This window comes from Ornithinimicrobium sufpigmenti (assembly GCF_004322775.1).
GTDB lineage: Bacteria > Actinomycetota > Actinomycetes > Actinomycetales > Dermatophilaceae > Ornithinicoccus > Ornithinicoccus sufpigmenti.
On the sequence record NZ_CP036403.1, the window covers coordinates 1,905,528 to 1,927,726 of the forward strand.

Here is a 22,199-nt window from a genome sequence, read left to right on the forward strand (position 1 = left end):
GCGCAAGGAGCATCGATGCCACGGAGAAGAATCCTGACCAGCCTGATTGCTGCCGCATTGCTGGTGGGTGCCTGCGGCGGGGGTGACGGGGGTGCCGACGCTGAGACGAGCACCGGTGTCTCGGGGGCGACTGGGGAGATCGACCGGGACGGCACGTTCCGGTACATCTTCGTGCAGAACCCTTCAACGCTGGACCCCCACCGCTCCACCAACCCGTGGGACATGATCTTCTTCAGGTTGGCCTACGACCAGCTGATCTGGAAGAACCAGTCCGGGGACCTGGAGCCGATGCTGGCCACGGAGTGGGAGTTCGTCGACGACGGGGCTGCTTTCGAGCTGGCGCTGCGGGAGGACGTGACCTTCATCGACGGTGAGCCGTTCGACGCCGAGGCGGTCAGGGAGAACCTGGAGCGGGCGATGAGCTTGCCCGAGTCGGCCCACCGTGGCTCGCTGGCTCGGGTGGAGTCGGTGGAGGCGGTCGAGGAGCACAGGGTCCGCGTCAACCTCAGCGGACCAGGGGGCAACCTGCCTGACCTCTTCTCCTCCACCGTGGGTTCGATGATCAGCCCCGCCGCGTTGGACAACCCGGACCTGGACCAGAACCCGGTCGGCTCGGGGATGGCCAAGCTGGTGGAGTACATCCCCGGGCAGGTGAACCGGTGGGAGCGCAACGAGGACTACTGGGACCCGGAGGCCGCGCAGGCCAAGACCTACGAGATCTACGCCCAGACCGCCTCGCCGACCCGCGTCAACATGCTGGCCGCGGGCCAGGGCGAGCTGACCTACCTCATGCCGCAGGACCAGGAGTCCGCCGAGGCAGCTGGGCTCACGGTCGCGCCCTCGCTCAGCACGACGATCTTCTCGCTCTACCTCAACGCAGGCAAGGAGGGCCTGGACGATCCGCTCGTGCGTGAGGCGATCGAGCACGCAGTGGACCGCCAAGGCCTCATCGACGGGGTGTTCTTCGGCGCGGGCAAGCCGCTCGCCCAGATGCTGCCGCCCGACCACTGGGCCTACCACGCTGAGGTCACCCCGGACAACACCGACTACGGTTACGACCCGGAGAAGGCCAGGGAGCTGCTGGCCGAAGCCGGCCATGCCGACGGCCTGGAGCTGGAGATGATCATCCCCAGCCTGGACGACCACCGTGCCCTGGCGGAGGCCTTGGTGCCCATGCTGGCCGAGGTGGGGATCACGGTGTCCTCCCGGGTGGTCGAGTCACCCACCACGGCGGTCACCTTCTTCTCGCGCCAGGAGGGTGACTTCTACCCGGGGGCCGGCGCGCCGATCGTCGACCCGACGAACCAGTATCAGCGGAACCTGCCGGGCCAGTTCGCCAATCCCTGGGAGAACACCTCCGAGGAGTTCGTCGAGGCCTGGAACGCCTCGCTGGAGGGGACCTCCCGTGAGGAGCGACTCCCGGGCGTCCACGCGATGATCGAGCAGGACAAGGAGCTGCGCAACGTCATCCCCATCATGCTCTTCACCCCGCCTTCCGCATGGAGCGACAACGTGGTCCTGCCCGAGGGCTACGTGCCCGCGTACGCGCCGCACTTCCGCGGTGTGGGCGTGACCGGCGACTGACATGGTCACGCTGGCCTAGGTGCATCTCAACCCCCTGGCTTCCCGAGGCTAGAGGGAACCTCCCAGGCTCAACGTTTCCTTTGTGGCTACGCGCACATTGTTGCTCCTCGTGATCCACGTCACGGTAGAACGCACCAGTGCAGACCTGACCGCACGCCGGAAAGGCCCTGTCTGGATGTCCAGAACCCCGCACTGCGCCACACGCGGTGCCAGCGGAACGGCCGTGGTCGTGCCGCCTTCGACACGAAGGAGTGTTGATGTCTCAGATCCGTCCGATTCTTGGACTTGTCCTCGCAGGATCCCTGGTACTCGGTGCTTGTGCTGGCGGCGACGCCGGCTCGGGCTCCGCTGCCGCCGACGACGGGGCTGCGAAGGAGATCGACCGGGACGGGACGTTCCGGTACATCTTCGTGCAGAACCCCTCGACGCTGGACCCCCACCGTTCGGCCAATGCCTGGGACATGATCTTCTTCTCCCTGGCCTACGACCAGCTGATCTGGCGCAACGCCGAAGGCGACCTGGAGCCGATGCTGGCCACGGAGTGGGAGTTCGTCGACGATGGGGCGGCCTTCGAGCTGACGTTGCGGGAGGACGTGACCTTCATCGACGGCGAGCCGTTCAACGCCGAGGCGGTCAGGGCGAACCTGGAGCGGGCGATGACCCTGCCCGAATCTGCTCACCGTGGCTCGTTGGCCCGGGTCGAGTCGGTGGAAGCGGTCGAGGAGTACACGGCCCGGATCAACTTGAACGGGCCCGGAGCCAACCTGCCAGACCTGTTGTCTTCGACCGTGGGCTCGATGATCAGCCCGGCCGCGCTGGAGAGCCCGGACCTTGACCAGAACCCGGTCGGCTCGGGGATGGCCAAGCTGGTGGAGTACATCCCGGGGCAGGTGAACCGGTGGGAGCGCAACGAGGACTACTGGGAGCCGGAGGCCGCTCAGGCCAAGACCTACGAGATCTACGCCCAGACCGCCTCCCCAACGCGGGTCAACATGCTCTCCACCGGGCAGGGTGAGCTCGCCTACCTCATGCCGCAGGACCAGGATCCTGCGAGTGCTGCTGGTCTCAACGTCGCGCCCTCCCTGAGCAGCAACATCTTCTCCATGTCCTTCAACCTGGACAAGCCACCATTCGATGACATCCGGGTCCGGCAGGCGGCGGAGCACGCCATCGATCGGCAAGCCCTGATCGACGGGGTCTTCTTCGGTGCGGGCAAGCCCGTGGCGCAGTCGCTGCCGCCCGACCACTGGGCCTACCACCCTGAGGTGACACCGGACAATGACGACTACGGCTACAACCCGGACAGGGCACGCGAGCTCTTGGCGGAGGCCGGGTACCCGGACGGGGCGGACTTCGAGTTCCTGATCCCGAGCCTGGATGACCACCGATCCCTGGCGGAGGCCATGGTGCCGATGCTCGAGGAGGTGGGACTGAGGGCGTCAACCCGCGTCATCGAGTCGCCCACGACGGGAGTCACCTTCTTCTCCCGCAAGGAGGGCAACGCCGTTGTCGGTCTCTCGGCACCAGTGGTCGACCCCACGAACCAGTACCAGCGCAACCTCCCCGGCCAGTTCGCCAACCCCTGGGAGAACACCTCCGAAGCCTTCACCGCAGCCTGGAATGCCTCGGTGGAAGGCACTTCCCGCGACGATCGGCTGCCGGGTATCCACACGATGATCGAGGAGGACAAGAAGTTGCTCAACAGCTTCCCCATCATGCTCTTCACCCCTCCCTCCGCGTGGAGCGACAACGTCGTCCTGCCCGATGGCTACGAACCCGCCTATGCGCCGCACTTCCGCGGCGTCGGCGTGGCGGCCGACTGACGCGTGATGACCTGACGACTGCGCCTAGGGAGAAGACCCCACTAAGGTCCACCCCTTTGTGGCTACGCGCACATTGTCGCCTCGCGTGATCCACGTCACGGTAGATCCACCGTGCAAGCCTCACGGAATGGCAACGAGGCTCGCACGAACTTTCCACCCGGCGCTGCACCGCACGTGGCGCCAGCGGAACGGCTGTGGTCGTCCGCCCTTCGACACGAAGGAGTGTTGATGTCTCGAATTCGTTCATTACTGGGTCTTGTGCTCGCCGGATCCCTGGTGCTCGGTGCCTGCGGTGGCGGCGGTAACGTCAGCTCAGACGCGGCGGCCGCCGACGACGGGGCCGCCAAGGAGATCGACCCGGACGGCACGTTCCGGTACATCTTCGTGCAGAACCCCTCCACCCTGGACCCGCACCGTTCGGCCAACCCCTGGGACATGATCTTCTTCTCCCTCGCCTACGACCAGCTGATCTGGCGCAATGACGCGGGCGACCTGGAGCCGATGCTGGCCACGGAGTGGGAGTTCGTCGACGATGGGGCGGCCTTCGAGCTGACGCTGCGGGAGGACGTGACCTTCATCGACGGTGAGCCGTTCAACGCCGAGTCGGTCAAGGCCAACCTGGAGCGCGCCAAGACGCTGCCGGAGTCGGCCTTCAAGGGCTCGCTGGCGAGGGTCGAGTCGGTGGAGGCGGTGGACGAGTTCGAGGTGCGTATCAACCTCAACGGACCCGGCGCCAACCTGCCCGACCTGTTGTCGTCGACGGTCGGTTCGATGATCAGCCCCGCCGCCTTCGACAACCCGGACCTGGACCAGAACCCGGTGGGCTCGGGGATGGCCAAGCTGGTGGAGTACATCCCGGGGCAGGTGAACCGGTGGGAGCGCAACGAGGACTACTGGGACCCGGAGGCTGCTCAGGCCAAGACCTACGAGATCTACGCCCAGACCGCCTCGCCGACCCGCATGAACATGCTGTCCACGGGGCAGGGTGAGCTGACCTACCTCATGCCGCAGGACCAGGAGTCCGCCGAGGCAGCCGGCCTGAACGTCGCTCCCTCGCGCAGCAGCAACATCTTCGCCTTCTACTTCAACGCCGGCAAGGAGCCCTTCGACGACCCTCGCGTCAGGAAGGCTGCGGAGCACGCGATCAACCGGCAGGCCCTCATCGACGGGGTGTTCTTCGGCGCCGGGGAACCAGTGGCTCAGATGCTTCCCCCGGACCACTGGGCCTACCACCCTGAGGTGACACCGGACAATCCCGACTACGGGTACGACCCGGAGAAGGCCAAGGAGCTGCTCGCCGAGGCTGGCTACGGTGACGGCGTCGAGTTCGAGCTGCTCATCCCCGGTCTCGACGACCACCGGGCCCTCGCGGAGGCGATGGTGCCCATGTTCGCCGAGGTGGGGCTGAAGGCGGAGACCCGCGTCATCGAGTCACCGACAACGTCGGTCACCTTCTTCTCCCGCCAGGAAGGGCACGCCTTCCCAGGGCTCAGCGCTCCAGTGGTGGACCCGACCAACCAGTACCAGCGCAACCTCTCCGGTCAGTTCGCCAACCCCTGGGAGAACACCTCGGAGGCGTTCACCGACGCGTGGGACCAGTCTCTCGTGGGCACCTCTCGCGAGGAACGGCTTCCGGGTGTACACGCAATGATCGAAGAGGACAAGGAATTGCTGAACATGTTCCCGGTCATGCTCTTCACCCCACCGTCAGCCTGGACCGACAACGTCGTCCTCCCCGAGGGATATACCCCCGCCTATGCGCCGCACTTCCGCGGCGTCGGTGTGACGGGTGACTGATTCCTCGGACCGTCTTTGTCCATCCATTTTCACACCTCGTCACCACAAGGAGAATCCCCCATGGGAGCACTGACCGGAAAGGTCGCCCTCATCACCGGCGGCGCCAGCGGCATCGGAGCGGCCTGCGCCGTGCGATTCGCCCGTGAAGGCGCTGACATCGTCATCGCCGACCTGCAGCCCGGCGACGACGCTGTCGCCCGCGTGGAGGCGGAAGGCCGCCGCGCCGTCTATGTGCAGGTTGACACCACCAGCCAGGAGGACACCGACCGGATGCTTCAGGTCACGGTGGACACCTTCGGGCGTCTCGACGTGGCGGTGGCCTCCGCCGGCGTGACCGTCGCCGGAGCTCCGCAGGAGCGGGTGGAGCGGGTCGAGAAGGACACCTTCCACGTGCACAACCTCGACCCGGCGATCTTCCGCCGGGTGATCGACATCAACGTCACCGGCGTGATGCTCACCGGCCAGGCGGCCGCCCGGCAGATGCTCAAGCAGGGCAGCGGTGGATCGATCATCAACATCGCCTCCTCGGCCGCGAAGATCCCGCTGGCCGGCGCCTCGCCCTACTGCGTCTCCAAGGCCGGCGTGCACATGCTGACCAAGGTCATGGCCCTGGAGCTGGCCAAGACCGGCATCCGGGTCAACGCGGTGGGCCCCGGTTACACCACCACCCCCATGTGGGACGTGCCGGAGGACAGTCCCGCCCACGCCCAGGCGATGAGCATCACCCCGATGGGTCGCAACGGCACCCCGGAGGAGCAGGCGGCAGCCTGCTTCTTCCTGGCGACCGATGAGTCCTCCTTCATGACCGGCCAGATGCTGCACCCGGCCGGCGGTCAATTCACCGGCTGACCTGGGACGCTGCCGGCGTCCCGGGCGCAGGCAGCTCAAGGCCCCGGCCACGCGGTGGATTCATGACTACAGATGCTCGCGACCTTGTGTGCTTCTCCCCATTGGCGTCGCGGGTGATCCGCGCTGTACTCGCAGAACACCGCGTGGCCCGGTCGGCCACCTGATGACCCGAGGTAGACAGTCCGGGTCCCGCACGAAGGAGTGTGTGTCTTGACGTCACGACGCAGGATATTGAGTGTGGTGCTGGTCGGCACCCTGGCCCTGACCGCGTGCGGCGGGGGCAACGGCGGAGGGTCCGAGGAGGGTGCCTCGACGGGTGGGGTGACCGGCGCGACCGGAGAGATCAACCCTGACGGCACGTTCCGCTACATTTTCGTCCAGAACCCCTCCACCATGGATCCTCACCGCTCGGGGAACGCCTGGGACATGATCTTCTTCTGGCTGGCCTACGACCAGCTCATCTGGAAGAACGAGGCCGGTGAGCTGGAGCCGATGCTGGCGACCGAGTGGGAGTTCGTCGACGACGGCACCGCGCTGGAGATGTCGCTGCGGGATGACGTGACCTTCATCGACGGGGAGCCGTTCAACGCCGAGGCCGTCAAGGCCAACCTGGAGCGGGCGATGACCCTGGAGGAGTCGGCCATCAAGGGGTCCCTGGCCCGGATCGAGTCCGTGGAGGCACCGGAGGAGTTCAAGGTCCGCATCAACCTCAACGGACCCGGCGCCAACCTGCCCTCGGTCCTCTCCGAGCGGGCCGGCTCGATGATCAGCCCGGCCGCCTTCGACAACCCGGACCTGGACCAGAACCCGGTCGGCTCCGGTATGGCGAAGCTCACCGAGTACATCCCGGGCCAGGTCAGCCGGTGGGAGCGCAACGAGGACTACTGGGACCCCGAGGCAGCCAAGGCGAAGAACTACGAGGTGTACGTCCAGACCGCCTCCCCGACGCGCGTGAACATGCTGTCCACCGGGCAGGGTGAGCTGACCTACTTCATGCCGCAGGACCAGGAGTCCGCGCAGGCCTCCGGGCTCAACGTCGCGCCGTCGCTGAGCACCACCGAGTTCCGGTGGACGTTCAACAGCGGTGAACCGCCCTTCGACGACCCCAAGGTCCGCCACGCGGTCGAGCTCGCCGTGGACCGGCAGGCCATCATCGACGGCGTCTTCTTCGGCGCGGGCTACCCCATCGCCCAGCACCTGCCGCCCGACCACTGGGCCTACAACCCGGACGTCACGATCGAGAACCCCGACTACGGGTATGACCCGGAGCGCGCCAAGGAGCTGCTCGCCGAGGCCGGGTATGAGGACGGGGTCGAGTTCGAGATGCTCATCCCCGCGCTCGACGACCACAGGGCGATCGCCGAGGCGGTCATCCCCATGCTGGCCGAGGTCGGCCTGACCGCCGAGACGCGGGTGGTGGAGTCGCCCACGACGCCGGTCACCTTCTTCTCCCGCCAGGAGGGCAACGCCTACATCGGCGCCTCGGCGCCCCTGCTGGACCCGACCAACCAGTACGAGCAGAACCTCGAGGGTCAGTTCCGCAACCCGTGGAACAACACCTCGGAGGAGTTCCAGGACGCCTGGGAGCGCTCGCTGGAGGGCACGACCAACGAGGAGCGTCTGCCCGGGATCCACGACATGATCGCCGAGGAGAAGGACCTGCGTCGCGAGGTGCCGGTCATGCTCTTTACCCCGCCCAGCGCGTGGACCGACAACGTCGTCTTCCCCGAGGGCTACACCCCGGCCTACACCCCGCACTTCCGCGGTGTCGGGGTGACGGACTGATGGTCGCCGAGCGTCCGGAGCACCAGCTGCCCACCCACGTCACCTCGATGATCCCCGACGTGGTCGGGAGGGTGGTCCCCGGTGACCAGCGCGGCCGGACGCTCGGCTTCCCCACCGCCAACGTGCTCCTTGGCCCGGACGACGACCAGGTCTGTGACGGGGTCTACGTGGGCGCCGTGGCGGTCCGCTCGGGCGAGCTCCGCTGGGCCGCCGTCTCCGTCGGCACCCGACCCACCTACTACGGCAGCCAGGGGGTGCGCCTCCTCGAGGCGTTCGTCCTGGACTACGCCGACGACCTGTACGACCACCTGCTGCCGGTGTGGCTCCTGGCCCCGATCCGCCTGCAGGTGGCGTTCGTCGACGAGCAGAGCCTGGTGGACAGGCTCCGCAGAGATGTCCAGCACGTGCGCCGGTACGCGGCGCGCTGCCGGTGGACCGACATGGTCGGTCCGGATGGCCGGACCGGGTCCCGGGCCGGCACGACAGAACAAGGAGGTTCCTGATGCACATCCTGACCATTCCGCACGTCGGCACCTATGAGGTGGACGTGTGGGAGAGCGGCTCCGGAGCGCCGCTCGTCTATCTGCACGGCTTCGAGCGCCATCCCGGCGGTGCCTCGTTCCTGCAACGTCTTGCCGAGAGCCGGCGGGTCCTGGCCCCGGAACTTCCCGGATACGGCAGCTCGACCGGTTTTGAGCACTTCCGTGACATCCACGACGTCGCGTACTTCCACCGGGCCCTGGTCCGTTCGCTCGGCGCCGAGCAGATCGACCTCGTCGGCCACTCTCTGGGCGGCATGTTCGCCGCGGAGCTGGCCGCGCTGGCGCCCGAGCTGGTCCGTTCGCTGGTGCTGGTAGACCCCTTCGGCCTCTGGGACAACAACGAGCCGGCGCAGGATCCCTTCGGGGACCGAGCCAGCGTGGCCGCCGCCCTGTGGCACGGCGACCGGCCGGCGACCGAACCGACCAACCTGGCCGACCCGAGCGACAAGCAGGAGGCCATCCTGTTCTCGGCCCGCAACCTGGGCACCGCGTCGAAGTTCATGTGGCCGATCGCGGAGCGCGGCCTACGTCGGCGTCTCCCCTACGTCCAGGCACCCACCCTCGTGGTGCGCGGCGCGTCGGACGGCCTGGTCCCCGCGTCCTACGCCGAAGCCTTCGCCAGCCTCATCCCGAACGCCCGGACGGTCACCATCCCCGAGGCCGGGCACTATCCCATGATCGAGCAGGAGGACGCCTTCCTGCAGGCGGTCGGCGACTTCCTCGCCGACCCGGTACCCGCCGAGGCGGGGAAGGAGTCAGCATGAAGTTCCACTGGTTCGCGCAGCAGTACTACACCAAGCTCCCCGAGGACTACGGCGACACCGTTCACAGCTCCTGGGTGACGCCGCCGGCCTCGATCGCCGATCCCGAGCAGGTCGGCCGCGACTACCACATGTACATCAAGCTGATGCAGCAGGCGGACACCCTGGGCTGGGACTCCCTGCTGCTCAATGAGCACCACCAGACCTCCCTGGCGATGACCCCATCGCCCAACCTCATCGCCTCCATCCTGGCGGCGACGACGGAGAACGCGGCCATCGCCCTGTGCGGCAACTCCCTGGCGCTCTATAACCCGCCGGTCCGGGTGGCCGAGGAGATGGCGATGCTCGACACCCTCTCCGGCGGACGAGTCATCGCCGGGATGGTCTTCGGCACCCCGATGGACAGTGCCTTCTCCTACGGCATCCCGCCGATCGAGCTGCGGGACCGCTTCCACGAGGCCCGGGAGCTCATCCTGCGCGCGTGGAAGGAGGAGGAGCCCTTCGCCTTCAGCGGTGACTACACCCAGCTGCGCTACATCAACGTCTGGCCCCGTCCGGTGCAGGAGCAGATCCCGATCTGGATCCCCGGCAGCGGCAGCGTCGAGACCTGGGACGTCGTCAACGAGTTCGACTACTGCTACGGCTACCTGTCCTTCTCCGGGCGACAGAGCGCCGAACCCATCGTCAAGGGCTTCTGGGACTACACCGAGAGCCAGGGCGCCAACATGAACCCCAACCGGATGGCCTTCACCCAGGTCATCTGCTGCGCCAACAGCGACGAGGAGGCCGAGCGGCTCTACTCCGACGCGGTGAAGTACTTCTACCGCCAGAACCCGACCGCTCTGGAGTTCGCCACGCCGCCCGGCTACAACTCGCAGGCCTCCATCAAGGCCAACCTCAACCGGGAGAAGACCATCTCCGACGAGGAGCGCGCCAAGGCGGCCAAGGGCGAGCTCTCCTTCTGGGAGTACGACGAGCTGGGCTACATCATCGCCGGCACGCCCGAGCGGGTGGAGCAGCGCGTGCGCGAGCTCGCGACCGACCTGCGGATCGGTCAGCTCATCACCTGCATGCACGTCGGCAACCTGCCCGAAGAGGTGGCCATGATGAACAACGAGCTGTTCGGGACACAGGTCATCCCCAAGCTGCGGGACCTCTGGTCCGACCAGGAGGACCGCTGGACCCCCAAGGTGAGCCAGGAGAGGGTCGCCGCCAAGTTCGGCACCGGTGCCTGACCTGCACCCGACCCGCACCGCGAGGACCGTCCCCGGCCACTGCCGGGGGCGGTCTTCTCGGTATGCCGTGCGGTCCGGCGTCTAGCGACTGGTCACCTGGTCCGGGGCAAGGTGCTGGTGCTCGTTGAACGAGAGCATGGTGAGCCCCGATCGCCCCACGACAACTCGGCTCTGCGAGCTGTTCACCAGCACCCGGTTCAGGGCGGGCCAGAGCCGCAGCGTGGCCTCGTCGGGGGCGCCGTCGGCATCGCCAGGGGGCGGGGCCACGGCCAGCCGCGCGCAGGCGAGCGAGATCGGTCCGGCGGAGGTGACGACGACGACCCAACGGCCCGGCCCCGCCTCGGCCGCGGCCCGGTCCAGCCCGGCCCGGTTGCGTGTGTGGAACTGCGTCCAGGTCTCTTCCCCGAAACGTCCGCCTCGGGTCGCGCGTGTCCACAGCACGAGCGCCGCGTCGAGCCTCCGCTGGAAGGTGACGTTGTCGCCGGTGGCGACGGTGCGACCTGGGGCCGACACCGGGGACTGGCCAGGGTCGGCCGGACCTGGCCGTTCGGCCCCGGAGACGATCGCCTCGTGGTCGTACTCGTCCCAGGCCGGGTCCTCCCGCACGGGGACGTGGTCCCACCCGGCCGCGTCCGCCAGGGCCTGGTAGGTCTCGTGCTGGCGCCGCATCCCGCCGACCAGCACGAGGTCAGGAAGGCGGCCGGCGTGACGCAGGTGGGCGCCGAGCGTCGCGGACTGCGCCTTGCCCAGCGAGGAGAGCCGGTCGTAGTCATCGGTACCGAACGACGCCTGCCCGTGGCGGACCAGGGTGATCATGCCCATGACGAAATCTCTTCTCCTGACGCAGGCGCAGGCGCTGGGCCGCCGCACCGCAGCATGCCCTGCACGAGGTCGACATACTCGGCGGCGAGCTCATCGGGGGACAACGGGCCGTCTGCCCGGTACCACTGGGCGACCGAGACGCACAGGGTCGTGATCGCACGAGCTGCCTCCTTGGGCCGCCCGGCGCGGAACACCCCCTCGGCGGCGCCGCGCGCGACGATCGCGTCCACCACGGCCTGCTGCCGGTCCCTGCGCTCGATGTGGGCGACCCGGTGCTCGGTCTCCAGGCTGCGGATCTCGCTCCAGGAGATGAAGGCCAGATCCTGACGGCGGGAGTGGAAGAGCACCAGGCACTCCACCTGGGCGGCCAGCTGCTCCCACTGGGTGGGTCCTGCCTCCTCGGCCGCGGCCTGGCTGCGCCACCACAGGTCCTCCATCGCGTGCTCCATCACGGCCGCCAGCAGCGCCTGCTTGGAGGCGTGGTGGTGATAGACCCCCGGGACGGAAAGCCCGGACCGGCCAGCGATCTGCCGCGTGGTGGTGCCGTGGTAGCCCTGGCTCACGAAGCAGTCCAGCGCGGCGCGCAGGATGACGGGGAGGTCGTCCTCGTCGTGCTGCCGCCACGGCCCGCGGCCGGGTGGGGTGGAGGTCATCTGGACTCCTCATCTTGACAGGGCCTCACGGGCGGCCCCAGACTACGTCATAGAGGCGACCGAGCGCTCGCTCGGTCGATCAACTCAGAGGAGTCGTCGATGTTGACCAGCCCCGGTGCCGCGCCCCACAGGCTCGAGAGGGCGGTGGGCCCCCGTGCGTCCTGACCAGCTAGAGCCCGAGCTCGCCGAGACCGTCGCCAGGGTCCGTCGCTTCGTCCGCGAGGTCATCGTGCCTGCAGAGCCTGCGCCGGGGGATGCCCTGGCGCCGGAGGAGCTCACGCGGTTGAGCCAGCTGGCCCGCGAGGCGGGCGTCTACGCGCCGGTGTCCAGCGCGGCGTACGGCGGGCTCGGACTGGCCCTGAGCGCCTGGTCGCCGGTGCTGCAGGAGGCGGGGTACTCGCCCATCGGCCCGGCTGTCCTGAACTGCATGGCGCCCGACGAGGGCAATATGCACATGCTTTCCCTCATCGCCACCGAGGAGCAGAAGGAGGAGTTCCTCGGCCCGCTGGTGCGGGGAGAGGTGCGGTCCGCCTTCGCGATGACCGAGCCGCACCCCGGTGCGGGGTCGGACCCTGAGGCGTTGAGCACCGTCGCTCGCCCCGACGGGGACTCGTGGGTGCTGGATGGTACGAAGCGGTTCATCAGCGGGGCCAACGACGCCCAGATCGCGATCATCATGGCGCGGACGCCGGAGTGGACCGACGCCCAGGGGGCGACCCATGCGCCGGGGGCGACGATGTTCCTCACCCGGACCGACGTGCCCGGGTGGCGTGTCGGTGCCCAGATCGAGACCACCGAACGCGCGATCGCGGGCGGCCACCCCTACGTCCATCTCGAGGGGATGCGGCTGCCCCAGTCCGCTGTGCTCGGCGAGGTGGGCCAGGGATTCCGCTACGCCCAGGTGCGACTCGGTCCAGCGCGGCTGACGCACTGCATGCGCTGGCTCGGGCTGGCGCGGCGCGCCCTGGACACGGCGCTGGACCGCGCCGAGCACCGCGAGCTCTTCGGTGCGCAGATGCGCAACCTGGGCCTGGCGCAGGCGCTCATCGCCGACTCCGTCATCGACATCGAGACCTCCGACGCGATCATCGACCGCACGGCACGGCTGCTGGAGAGCGACCCCAAGGCGGGGTCCGCGATGTCCTCGATCGCCAAGGTGCACTGTGCGGAGGCCATCTACCGCGTCGTGGACCGCAGCATCCAGCTGTGCGGGGGCGACGGCGTCTCCGAGGCGCTGCCGCTCATGCAGTACCTGCTGGAGGTGCGGCCCTTCCGCATCTACGACGGGTCCAGCGAGACCCACCGGTGGGCCATCTCCCGCCGCGCGTCCTCGGCGCGGCGCAAGCAGGTGGAGGCCGGTGCCGCCCGCCTGGACGTCGTGACCCCTGGGGAGGGGAGCTGATGACCGTCACCGTGCCGGACGGCGTGGACGTCGTCGCCACCTCCAGCCAGGCCGAGGCGATGCCGGTGCCACCGGTGCTCGTCGTCGACACGGTCACCGGCTGGCTCGATGAGCGCGGGCTGGGCGCCGGCGCGCTGAGCTGGCGACGGATCGGCGACGGTCAGTCGAACCTCACCTTCCTGCTGCAGCGGGGGGAGGGCGAGAACGCCCGGCGCATGGTGCTGCGCCGCGGACCACGGCCGCCGTTGCCCCCCTCGACCCACGACATGATGCGCGAGGCCCGCTTCCAGGCGGTCCTGGGCCCCCGGGGGGTGCCGGTGCCCACCATCGTCGACGTCGAGGAGGACGCCTCCCTGCTCGGCGTGCCCTTCTACGTCATGGACCTCGTCGACGGTCTCGTCGTCACGGCCGAGGAGCCGCAGGCGCTGCGGGACCGACCGGAGGACCGGGCGCGCGCCTCGCGGGCCGTCGTCGATGCCTTGGTGCGGCTGCACTCGGTCGACGTGACCGACCCCGCCGTCGCGGCCCTGGGTCGCCCGGAGGGCTACCTGCGCCGTCAGGTGCGACGGTTCTCCGAGCTGTGGCCCCAGGTGTCCACGCGCGAGCTGCCGGAGTTCGAGCCGTTGACCCGCTGGTTGCAGGACAACTGCCCCGAGGAGTCGTCCTACGCGGTCGTCCACGGCGACTTCCGTCTGGGCAACGTCATGCTGGACCCCACGGACCTGAGCCGCGTGGCCGCGGTCCTGGACTGGGAGATGGCGACCCTCGGCGACCCGCTGGCCGACCTCGGGTATCTCACCGCGACCTGGAGCGACCCGGATTGGGAGCCCACCGTGATGGATCACTCGCCGGTCACCACGCGCCAGGGCTGGTGGCGGCGTCAGGAGCTGGTGGAGCACTACGGGCGAGCCACCGGAGCCGACCTGTCCGGACTGCCCTTCTACCAGGTGCTGGCCCTGTGGAAGTCGGCCGTCTTCTGCGAGGCCATCAGGACCCGGTTCCTCAAGGGGGAGCGCCCCGGTGACACCTTCGGGCCCCTCCTCGAGGAGGGCGTGCCCGGACTGCTGCGCGCCGCGCAGCGGTACATCACCTCCTAGCCGGAGGGCGGCGGCTGGGGACCAGCGCCTCGGCACCGCAACTGAGCCAACAACAACGAGAGGTATGTCGTGGAACCAGAAAGTATCGTGCTGCTGGACGGCGCCAGGACGCCGGTGGGCAGCTTCGGCGGGACCCTGAAGGACGTGCCCGCGCACGAGCTGGGCGGTGAGGCGACCCGGGTCGCGCTCGAGCGGGCCGGTGTCTCCGGCGACCAGATCGACGAGGTCGTGATGGGCTGCATCGGCCAGGTGGGCCCCGACGCCTACAACGCCCGCCGGGTCGCCCTCGCTGCGGGGCTGCCGACGCGTACCCCCGCCTATACCGTCAACCGGCTGTGCGGCAGTGGTCTGCAGGCCATCTGGTCGGCGGCGATGCAGATGCGCTGGGGAGGGGTGGACTTCGCCGTGGCCGGCGGTGACGAGAGCATGACCCGGATGCCGTTCTACGACTTCGGCGCCCGCAACGGCATGCGCCTGGGCGACCGCACCCTCGTCGACGGCACCGTGATGATGCTGACGGACCCCTTCCACGGCATCCACATGGGCGTCACCGCCGAGAAGGTGGCGGAGAAGTACGAGGTCTCGCGGGCCGAGCAGGACGAGTTCGCCCTGGAGTCCCAGCGGCGAGCGACGAGTGAGCGCGCCCGGGCGGTCTTCGCGGAGGAGATCACCCCCGTGACGATCCGCAGCCGACGCGGCGAGAGTGTCGTCGACGTCGACGAGCACCCCAAGCCGGGCACCACCCTGGAGACCCTCGCGGGGCTGCGGCCCGCTTTCGCCTCCGGCGGGACCGTGACCGCCGGCAACGCCTCCGGGATCAACGACGGTGCGGCCGCCGTGGTGCTCGCCACCGAGTCAGCAGCCCGGGAGGCGGGGCTGAGCGGCCTGGTCACCCTCGAGGCGGTGGCGACGGGGGCGATGGAGCCCGAGCTCATGGGTTACGCGCCGGTGATCGCGCTGAAGAAGCTGTTCGAGCAGACGGGCCTGGGTCCCCGCGATGTCGACACCGTCGAGCTGAACGAGGCCTTCGCCGCCCAGGCCGTCGCCGTCATCCGGGACGCCGAGCTGGATCCTGAGCGGACGAACCCCTACGGCGGGGCGATCGCGCTGGGTCACCCGGTCGGTGCAACCGGCGCCATCCTCTCGCTGCGGGTGGCCAAGGACCTCGTGCGCCGTGACCTGGAGACGGGGATCGTCTCCATGTGCATCGGCGGCGGACAGGCTCTCGCCGCGCTCTACCGGCGGGTCGCCTGACGCCTGAGGCGACCGGGAGTCTGCCGGCCCCGCACCACGGCCCCGCGAGACGCGGGGGCCGTGGTGTGTCGGTCACGGCTGGTGCAGCAGACCCTCCACGTCGACCTCGGCCGACAGCAGCCCGTGCTGCCCCATGAAGTCGGCCATCTGCGTCCAACGCTCCGGGTCCAGCGCGCCGATCTGGTCGCCGGTGCCGTAGAGCGGGACGGTGGCCTCGACCGTGGCCAGCGCGGCGGACCGGGCCTCGTCCAGCCCCAGGTCCGGCACGTACTGCTCGGCGGCGTCGACGGCCACCTGCGGGTCGGCCACGATGTCGGCGACGGCACGCAGCACGGCGTCGTTGACCGCCTGGACCGCCTCGGCGTCCTCGTCGAGGGCCGGGCCGGTGGCGATCAGGCTGATACCCACCAGCGGCACGTCGTCCTCGAGGGGGATGGTGCGCGTCGCCACCCCCTGCTCCTGCAGGCGCACCGGTTCGTTGTTGACGAAGCCCATCACGGTGTCGACGTGGCCCGAGGTGATGGCGGCCAGCTGGGTGAAGCCGATGGTCTCCACCTGCACCTCCTCGGCAGCCGGCCCCAGCTGGTCCAGGAGGACCTGCAGGCCGAACCAGGTCTGGCCGAACTCGCCGGGGACTCCCACGCTGTGGCCGGGCAGGTCCGTCAGGCCCTGGATGTCGGAGTCCTCGGGGACGACGAGCACGACGGGGTAGTCCTGGTAGAGGGTCGCCGTGGCGACGAGGTCCGCGCCCTCGGCAACGGCCTGCAGCATCTCGTCGCCACCGGCGACGACGAGGTCCTCCTCGCCGGAGATGGCCGCGCTGAAGAGGCCCTCGGAGGCACCGTGGTGCCGCAGCTCCACCTGGACGCCCGCGTCCTCGAAGTAGCCCCGCTCCTGGGCCACGTAGAACGGGGAGAACTGCACGTCGGGGGTGTAGGTCAGCCCGATCGTGAACGTCTCGGAGGCCGCGGCCCCGGCTGGGGGGGAGACAGTCGCGGCCTCGGGCTCCGACCCACCCTGGCCGCAGGCGGCGAGGAGGGCGGTCGCGATGAGGGTGGCGGTGAGGGTTCTGCGAGTGGACATGAGATGGGCTCCTGGCGGGAAGGGAAGGAGGGTGGTGGTCAGTGCTGGGCCAGGCGGCGCGCGGCGGCGCCGATGGTCGCGTAGACGACGACGGCGACGAGGCACAGCAGGACGAGCGTGGAGAAGATGCCGACGGTGTCGGCGGACGCGGCGCGGGCGGACAGGAGCAGGCCGAGGCCCCGACCCCCGGTGACGATCTCACCGACGATGGCGCCGGTGATGGAGATGGTGAACCCGTTGCGGACACCGGTGAGGATGGCCGGGAGCGCGAGCGGCAGCTTGATGGCGGTGAGCATGCTCCAGTGCGAAGCTCCGTCGAGGCGGGCGGCGCCCACCAGGTCGGGGTCGATGTGGGTCAGCGCGTGCGTGGTGGCCACCAGGATGGGGAAGAAGACCATCAGCGCGCAGAGCACGATGACGGGCGGCAGGCCGTAGCCGAGCCAGACGACGAGCAGGGGAGCGACGGCCACGGCCGGCAGGGCCTGCGAGGCGGCGATGGACGGCTCGAGCGTGACCCGAGCCGTCGAGGAGTGGGCGATCAGCACACCCAGCGGCAGTGCCACGACGAGGGCGACCAGGCTGCCGATGGTGGCTGCGGTCAGGGTCGGCCACGCGTAGCTGAGGTTCGGGCCAGTCACGTCGTGCACCACCCTCTGGAGGATGGCCAACGGTTGGGGGAGGAAGAAGGGGTTGACGGCACCCAGCCGCACGGCCGCCTCCCAGAGCGCGACCACGACGACGCCGAGGAGCACCGGAGCCAGCACCCGGCCGCGCGTGCTCTGGAACATGTGGTCCTTGTCGGGTCGTGTCAGGTCGTGGGCGATGGTGGTCGGGTCTCGTCGGCTTCCCGCCGCCGTCTCGTCGTAGCTTGGGCAGGCCTGGACCGAGCGGTGATCCGACCAGTATGTCGCCGCGCCGGGTACGCCCCAAATGTGCACCGCCCCACCGAAACCGCCCGGAGGCCGGAGCAGACCCCATACCCGGGCTCGTCACCCTGCACTAGCGTCGCTGTATGCCGCGCCAGTACCAGTTTCGCACCGTCGAGGGGGAAGAGACGGTGCAGATCGCCGTCCGAGGACGTCAGGTCCTGGCCCGGCCCATGCTCAACTTCGGACCCGGTTTCACCCCGGAGCAGCGGCGTGCCCTGGGCCTGACCGGTCTTCTGCCGCCAGCCGTGAACACGCTCACCGAGCAGGTGCGACGTACCTACGACCAGTTCCGGGGGCAGCCGGACGCGCTCAGCAAGTACGTCTTCCTCAACGCGCTCCAGGACCTGAACGAGATCCTCTACTACCGCCTCGTGGCGGAACACCTGCCGGAGATGCTCCCGATCATCTACACGCCGACGGTGGGCGAGGCGATCCAGAAGTTCAGTGCCACCTTCGACCGGCCTCGCGGGATCTACCTGTCGATCGACGACGCCGACGGCATGGACGAAGCACTCGCCGCGCACGGTCAGGGACCCGAGGACGTCGACCTGGTCGTGGTCACCGACTCCGAGGGGATCCTCGGGATCGGGGACCAGGGGGTCGGCGGCATCCGGATCGCCGTCGGCAAGCTGGCCGTCTACACCACGGCCGCTGGCATCCATCCGCTGCGCGGCGTCCCGATCGTGCTGGATGTGGGCACCGACAACCTTGACCTGCTCAACGACCCCAACTACCTGGGAGCGCGGCATGCGCGCGTGCGGGGTGAGCGTTACGACCAGTTCGTCGCTCAGTTCGTCGACGCCGTCACGCGGCACTATCCGCACGCACTGCTGCACTGGGAGGACTTCGGGGCCGACAACGCCCACCGCATCCTGGCGACCTACCAGGAGGAGCACTGTTCCTTCAACGACGACATCCAGGGCACCGCCGCGGTCGTGGCCGGTGCCGTCCTGGCCGCGGTGAGGGCCAAGGGGGAGCGGCTGCGCGACCAACGGATCGTCGTGCACGGTGCCGGGACCGCCGGCATCGGGGTGGCGGACCTTCTGCGCGACCTCATGGTGGACGAAGGCCTGTCGACGGCGGAGGCCGAGCGGCGGTTCTGGGGCCTGGGCAGCCGTGGGCTGCTGCACGCGGGGACCACCATGCGCTCCTTCCAGCGACGCTACGCGCGACCGGAGTCGGAGGTCCTGAGCTGGCAGGTCGAGGTGGCGGGCCGGTATGACCTGGCCGAGGTCGTGGGGCAGGTGCAGCCGACCGTCCTCATCGGCGCATCCGCACAGCCCGGCGCCTTCACGGAGGCGATCGTCCGCGACATGGCCGCAGGATGCGACCGGCCGGTCATCATGCCGCTGTCCAACCCGACCGCGCGTGCGGAGGCCGACCCGCAGGACCTGCTGGCCTGGACGGACGGGCGGGCGATGATCGCCACCGGCTCCCCCTTCGGGTCGGTCAGCCACGGCGGCGCCACCTACGAGATCGCCCAGGCCAACAATGCCCTCGTCTTTCCCGGCATCGGCCTGGGCGCCGTCGCCGTACGCGCCACCCGTGTCACCGACGGGATGGTCGCGGCGGCCGCTCGTGCTGTGGCCGAGCGCGCGCCAGCGGGACGCGGGGCCGCGCTCCTGCCCCCGATGAGCCAGCTGCGCTCGGTCTCCGCTGCGGTGGCGATCCGGGTCGCCGAGGCGGCGATGGCCGAGGGGGTCGCGACCCGGGAGCTGGCCAACCCTCTGCACGACATCCACCAGCTCATGTGGCAACCGGTCTACCCCCGGGTCGAGGCCGTGTCGCACATCGAGGAGCCGACGGCTCGGCCGGTCGAGCAGATCGAGGCCGGCGTCGGCTAGGCCCGACCGCTGCCGACGAACCGCAGCTCCTGCCCCGGCCGCAGCTGTGCGCACCGGTCCACGTCGAGGTCGTCGACGTAGCCGATCACCGGGTAGCCACCGGTGACGGGGTGGTCGGCCAGGAACAGGACCGGAAGCCCGGAGGGCGGCATCTGGATCGCGCCGCGCAGCATGCCCTCGCTGACCAGCTCGCCCTCGCGCAGCCGCTGCAACGGCTCGCCGGTGAGCCGGACCCCGACCCGGTTGGACTGGCTGTCGACGGTGTAGGTCTGGCTGGTCAGCAGCGCCCACGCCTCGTCGTCGAACCAGTCGCGTCGCGGACCGGCGCTGACCGGGACCTGCATCAGCTCGTTCGTCGGCTCCGGCACGGGCGCGACGTCGACGCCGGGCACGGGACGCTCCGTGGTGCCGACCGGCAGCACGTCGCCGGCGCTGACTACGGACGGACCGAGACCGGACAGGATGTCGGTGGCCCGGCTGCCCAGCACCGGCTCGACGTCGATGCCGCCGCGCACCGCCAGATAGGTGCGCAGGCCGGCCTGAGGTATGCCGAAGGTCAGGGTCTCCCCGGCGCGCAGCTGGAAGGGGGTCAGGTGCGGCACGCCGGGGCAGCGGGCGCCGCTGGTGGCCAGGGTGATGTCGGTGTCGGAGCGCAGGGACAGTCCGCCCAGGGTCAGCTCGAGCGTGGCCAGGGTCGGGTGGTTCCCGATGAGCGCGTTCGCCAACCGGTGGGCGCCCCGGTCGCACGCGCCGGAGCGGCCGATGCCCAGCGCGGACTGGCCCGGCCGGCCGAAGTCCTGCACGGTGGTCAGCGCACCGGGCTCCAGGATGGTCAGCTCGGTCATGACTGCTCCACGAACCGGACGGCGGCGCCGGGGACGAGCAGGGCCGGCGGGTCACGGTCCAGGTCGAAGACGTCGACCAGCGCGGTGCCGACGAGCTGCCAGCCGCCGGGAGACTCGCGCGGGTAGACGCCGGTGAACTCCCCGGCGAGGGCGACGGCGCCGGCCGGGACCTTGGTCCGCGGGCTGGAGCGACGGGGCGTGTCCCAGTCGAACTTCGACCCCGCCAGGTAGCCGAAGCCGGGCGCGAAACCGCAGAAGGCGACCGTCCAGTCCTCCTCCAGGTGGCGCTGGACCAGCTCCTCCGGCGAGCACCCGAGCAGCTCGGCCGCCTCGGCCAGGTCCTCCCCGTCATACCGGACCGGGACCTCGACGGTGGAGCCCTCCTGCTGGCCGTGCTCGGCGGGCGGCACCTGCTCCAGCCGGGCGCGCAGGTCCGCCAGGTCGGTCTCCCGGTCGGCGACGACGAGGATCGTCCGCCCGGCCGGCACCAGGTCGAGCACCGGCAGGTCAGCGTCCTGCAGCGCCGCATACTGCCGCAGCACGTCCTCCAGGGTGTCCAGCTCCAGCAGCAGCCCTCTCGAGCCGCTCGGCCGGATCCGCATCGTCCCGCCCATGCTCACCCCGTGATCAGCTCGATGGCCGGGCGGACGGAGTTGACCGCCAGGTAGATCGTCACCAGCCAGGCGATGGTGCCGATACCGGCCAGCCACTTGGGGTAGTCGTAGCCCTGCAGCAGGTCCCGGCGGCGCCAGGCGACCCAGAGCATGACCCCGATCCCGACCGGCAGCAGGATGCCGTTGAAGGCGCCGGCGAAGACGAGCAGCTGGGCCGGGGCAGCGCCGATCGACAGGTAGAGGACGAGGGAGACGACGATGAAGCCGATGACCATGAAGTTGGTCGTGCGCGGCGTGGTCTTGGCCTTGGAGGTCAGGAAGGTGACCGTCGTGTAGGAGACGCCGATGACGCTGGTCAGCGCCGCAGCGGCGAAGACCACGCCGAAGAGCCGGTAGCCGACGGCCCCGGCAGCGGCCTGGAAGGCGCTGGCGGCCTGGCGCTCCGGGTCCAGGGCGTGGCCGGCGCTGACCACGCCGAGGATCGCCAGGAAGAGGATCACCCGCATCACCCCGGTGACGATGATGCCGGTGACCGCCCCCTGGGTGAGCGTCCTGAGGTGGCCCGGGCCGGAGATCCCTGCGTCCAGCAGGCGGTGGACGCCGGCGTAGATGATGTAGCCGCCGATCGTGCCGCCGACCAGGGTGGTGATCGCCAGGGCGTCGATCTGCTCGGGCAGGACGGTGTTCCGCAGCGCGTCGCCGACCGGGGGACCGGAGGTGATCGCGATGTAGAGGGTGAGCAGGATCATCACGGCGCCGAGGAGGACGACGATGCGGTCCATCGCCACGCCGGCCCTCTTGGACAGGAAGATGCCGATGGCCAGGGCCGAGAGCAGCACGGCCCCCAGCCACATCTCCATGTCGGTCATGATGTTCATGCCGAGCCCGGCACCGCTGATGTTGCCGATGTTGAAGACGAGCCCGCCGACCAGCAGCAGGAAGGCCATCAGGTAGCCCAGGCCCGGCAGGGCCGCGTTGCCCAGCTCCTGCGCCCGCATGCCCGAGACACCGATGACCCGCCAGACGTTGGTCTGGATCGCGATGTCGACCAGGATCGAGATGAGGATGGCGAAGGCGAAGGCCGCCCCGAGCTGGACCGTGAAGTTCGTCGTCTGGGTGATGAAGCCCGGCCCGATCGAGGACGTGGCCATCAGGAAGATGGCACCGAGCAGGGTGCCCCGCCCGGTGGCCGCCTTGAGGGCGGACGTCCCGTCGACCTTCGGGTCCGGGGTGGTGTCGTGCGGCATCGTGCCTCCAGGCGGATAGGGCGAATTGACGCG

Annotated in this window: 19 protein-coding genes; 12 read left to right on the plus strand and 7 right to left on the minus strand. The window is 69.6% G+C overall.

Annotated features, from left to right (window positions below; all coding sequences use genetic code 11):
• Positions 1 to 15 precede the first annotated feature (15 nt).
• The 8 genes from ESZ52_RS08645 to ESZ52_RS08680 all read left to right on the plus strand — a co-directional run bounded on the left by ESZ52_RS08645 (position 16) and on the right by ESZ52_RS08680 (position 10,376).
• On the plus strand, positions 16 to 1,584 hold the full coding sequence (locus ESZ52_RS08645) for an ABC transporter substrate-binding protein (protein WP_131104582.1): 1,569 nt from the start codon (positions 16 to 18) through the stop codon (positions 1,582 to 1,584).
• Between the two features lie 257 nt (positions 1,585 to 1,841).
• On the plus strand, positions 1,842 to 3,407 hold the full coding sequence (locus ESZ52_RS08650) for an ABC transporter substrate-binding protein (protein WP_131104583.1): 1,566 nt from the start codon (positions 1,842 to 1,844) through the stop codon (positions 3,405 to 3,407).
• Between the two features lie 258 nt (positions 3,408 to 3,665).
• Complete coding sequence (locus tag ESZ52_RS08655) at positions 3,666 to 5,204, plus strand: ABC transporter substrate-binding protein (RefSeq protein WP_186364095.1); 1,539 nt, start codon at positions 3,666 to 3,668, stop codon at positions 5,202 to 5,204.
• A 60-nt stretch (positions 5,205 to 5,264) separates the two neighbouring features.
• The gene (locus ESZ52_RS08660) at positions 5,265 to 6,053 is read left to right on the plus strand and encodes an SDR family NAD(P)-dependent oxidoreductase (protein ID WP_131104585.1); all 789 of its coding nucleotides are present in this window, start codon (positions 5,265 to 5,267) and stop codon (positions 6,051 to 6,053) included.
• 237 nt (positions 6,054 to 6,290) lie between these two features.
• On the plus strand, positions 6,291 to 7,838 hold the full coding sequence (locus ESZ52_RS08665; RefSeq protein WP_131104586.1) for an ABC transporter substrate-binding protein: 1,548 nt from the start codon (positions 6,291 to 6,293) through the stop codon (positions 7,836 to 7,838).
• Entirely contained in the window at positions 7,838 to 8,341 is a 504-nt protein-coding gene (locus tag ESZ52_RS08670; RefSeq protein ID WP_131104587.1) for a riboflavin kinase, read from the plus strand. The genes ESZ52_RS08665 and ESZ52_RS08670 overlap by 1 nt, the downstream gene beginning before the upstream one ends.
• Complete coding sequence (locus ESZ52_RS08675; protein WP_131104588.1) at positions 8,341 to 9,144, plus strand: alpha/beta fold hydrolase; 804 nt, start codon at positions 8,341 to 8,343, stop codon at positions 9,142 to 9,144. Before ESZ52_RS08670 ends, ESZ52_RS08675 begins: the two co-directional genes overlap by 1 nt.
• Positions 9,141 to 10,376 carry an LLM class flavin-dependent oxidoreductase gene (locus ESZ52_RS08680; RefSeq protein ID WP_131104589.1) on the plus strand — a complete coding sequence of 412 codons (1,236 nt, stop codon included), beginning with the start codon at positions 9,141 to 9,143 and terminating at the stop codon, positions 10,374 to 10,376. The genes ESZ52_RS08675 and ESZ52_RS08680 overlap by 4 nt, the downstream gene beginning before the upstream one ends.
• A gap of 81 nt (positions 10,377 to 10,457) precedes the next feature.
• Here ESZ52_RS08680 and ESZ52_RS08685 read toward each other — a convergent pair whose 3' ends face one another.
• Both ESZ52_RS08685 and ESZ52_RS08690 read right to left on the minus strand, forming a co-directional pair.
• Positions 10,458 to 11,198: a histidine phosphatase family protein gene (locus ESZ52_RS08685; RefSeq protein WP_131104590.1), complete on the minus strand. Its 741-nt coding sequence runs from the start codon at positions 11,196 to 11,198 to the stop codon at positions 10,458 to 10,460.
• A complete protein-coding gene (locus ESZ52_RS08690; RefSeq protein WP_131104591.1) occupies positions 11,189 to 11,851 on the minus strand; it encodes a TetR/AcrR family transcriptional regulator in 663 nt (220 codons plus the stop codon). The genes ESZ52_RS08685 and ESZ52_RS08690 overlap by 10 nt, the downstream gene beginning before the upstream one ends.
• A 154-nt stretch (positions 11,852 to 12,005) precedes the next feature.
• Between ESZ52_RS08690 and ESZ52_RS08695 the strand changes: the two genes are divergently transcribed.
• The 3 genes from ESZ52_RS08695 to ESZ52_RS08705 all read left to right on the plus strand — a co-directional run bounded on the left by ESZ52_RS08695 (position 12,006) and on the right by ESZ52_RS08705 (position 15,604).
• Positions 12,006 to 13,253 (plus strand): acyl-CoA dehydrogenase family protein, encoded by a 1,248-nt coding sequence (locus ESZ52_RS08695; protein ID WP_131104592.1) that lies wholly within the window; start codon positions 12,006 to 12,008, stop codon positions 13,251 to 13,253.
• Positions 13,253 to 14,350, plus strand: a complete 1,098-nt coding sequence (locus ESZ52_RS08700) for a phosphotransferase family protein (protein ID WP_131104593.1) — start codon at positions 13,253 to 13,255, stop codon at positions 14,348 to 14,350. Before ESZ52_RS08695 ends, ESZ52_RS08700 begins: the two co-directional genes overlap by 1 nt.
• Before the next feature lie 69 nt (positions 14,351 to 14,419).
• The gene (locus ESZ52_RS08705) at positions 14,420 to 15,604 is read left to right on the plus strand and encodes a thiolase family protein (RefSeq protein ID WP_131104594.1); all 1,185 of its coding nucleotides are present in this window, start codon (positions 14,420 to 14,422) and stop codon (positions 15,602 to 15,604) included.
• A 72-nt stretch (positions 15,605 to 15,676) separates the two neighbouring features.
• On the opposite strand, the gene ESZ52_RS08710 is transcribed toward ESZ52_RS08705, so the two are convergent.
• The gene (locus tag ESZ52_RS08710) at positions 15,677 to 16,687 is read right to left on the minus strand and encodes an ABC transporter substrate-binding protein (protein ID WP_131104595.1); all 1,011 of its coding nucleotides are present in this window, start codon (positions 16,685 to 16,687) and stop codon (positions 15,677 to 15,679) included.
• 38 nt (positions 16,688 to 16,725) lie between these two features.
• Positions 16,726 to 17,475, minus strand: coding sequence for an ABC transporter permease (locus ESZ52_RS08715; RefSeq protein WP_202865433.1), 750 nt, complete (start codon positions 17,473 to 17,475; stop codon positions 16,726 to 16,728).
• 224 nt (positions 17,476 to 17,699) lie between these two features.
• Between ESZ52_RS08715 and ESZ52_RS08720 the strand changes: the two genes are divergently transcribed.
• Complete coding sequence (locus tag ESZ52_RS08720; RefSeq protein ID WP_131104596.1) at positions 17,700 to 19,460, plus strand: NAD-dependent malic enzyme; 1,761 nt, start codon at positions 17,700 to 17,702, stop codon at positions 19,458 to 19,460.
• Here the strand turns inward: ESZ52_RS08720 and ESZ52_RS08725 are convergent.
• From ESZ52_RS08725 to ESZ52_RS08735, 3 genes are read right to left on the minus strand one after another with little or no spacing between them, the layout of a single operon-like run.
• Positions 19,457 to 20,305: a 5-oxoprolinase subunit C family protein gene (locus tag ESZ52_RS08725; protein ID WP_131104597.1), complete on the minus strand. Its 849-nt coding sequence runs from the start codon at positions 20,303 to 20,305 to the stop codon at positions 19,457 to 19,459. The genes ESZ52_RS08720 and ESZ52_RS08725 overlap by 4 nt on opposite strands.
• Positions 20,302 to 20,919 (minus strand): 5-oxoprolinase subunit B family protein, encoded by a 618-nt coding sequence (locus tag ESZ52_RS08730; protein ID WP_238154400.1) that lies wholly within the window; start codon positions 20,917 to 20,919, stop codon positions 20,302 to 20,304. Before ESZ52_RS08730 ends, ESZ52_RS08725 begins: the two co-directional genes overlap by 4 nt.
• Before the next feature lie 2 nt (positions 20,920 to 20,921).
• Positions 20,922 to 22,166, minus strand: a complete 1,245-nt coding sequence (locus ESZ52_RS08735) for an NRAMP family divalent metal transporter (RefSeq protein WP_131104598.1) — start codon at positions 22,164 to 22,166, stop codon at positions 20,922 to 20,924.
• Between the last annotated feature and the right edge of the window lie 33 nt (positions 22,167 to 22,199).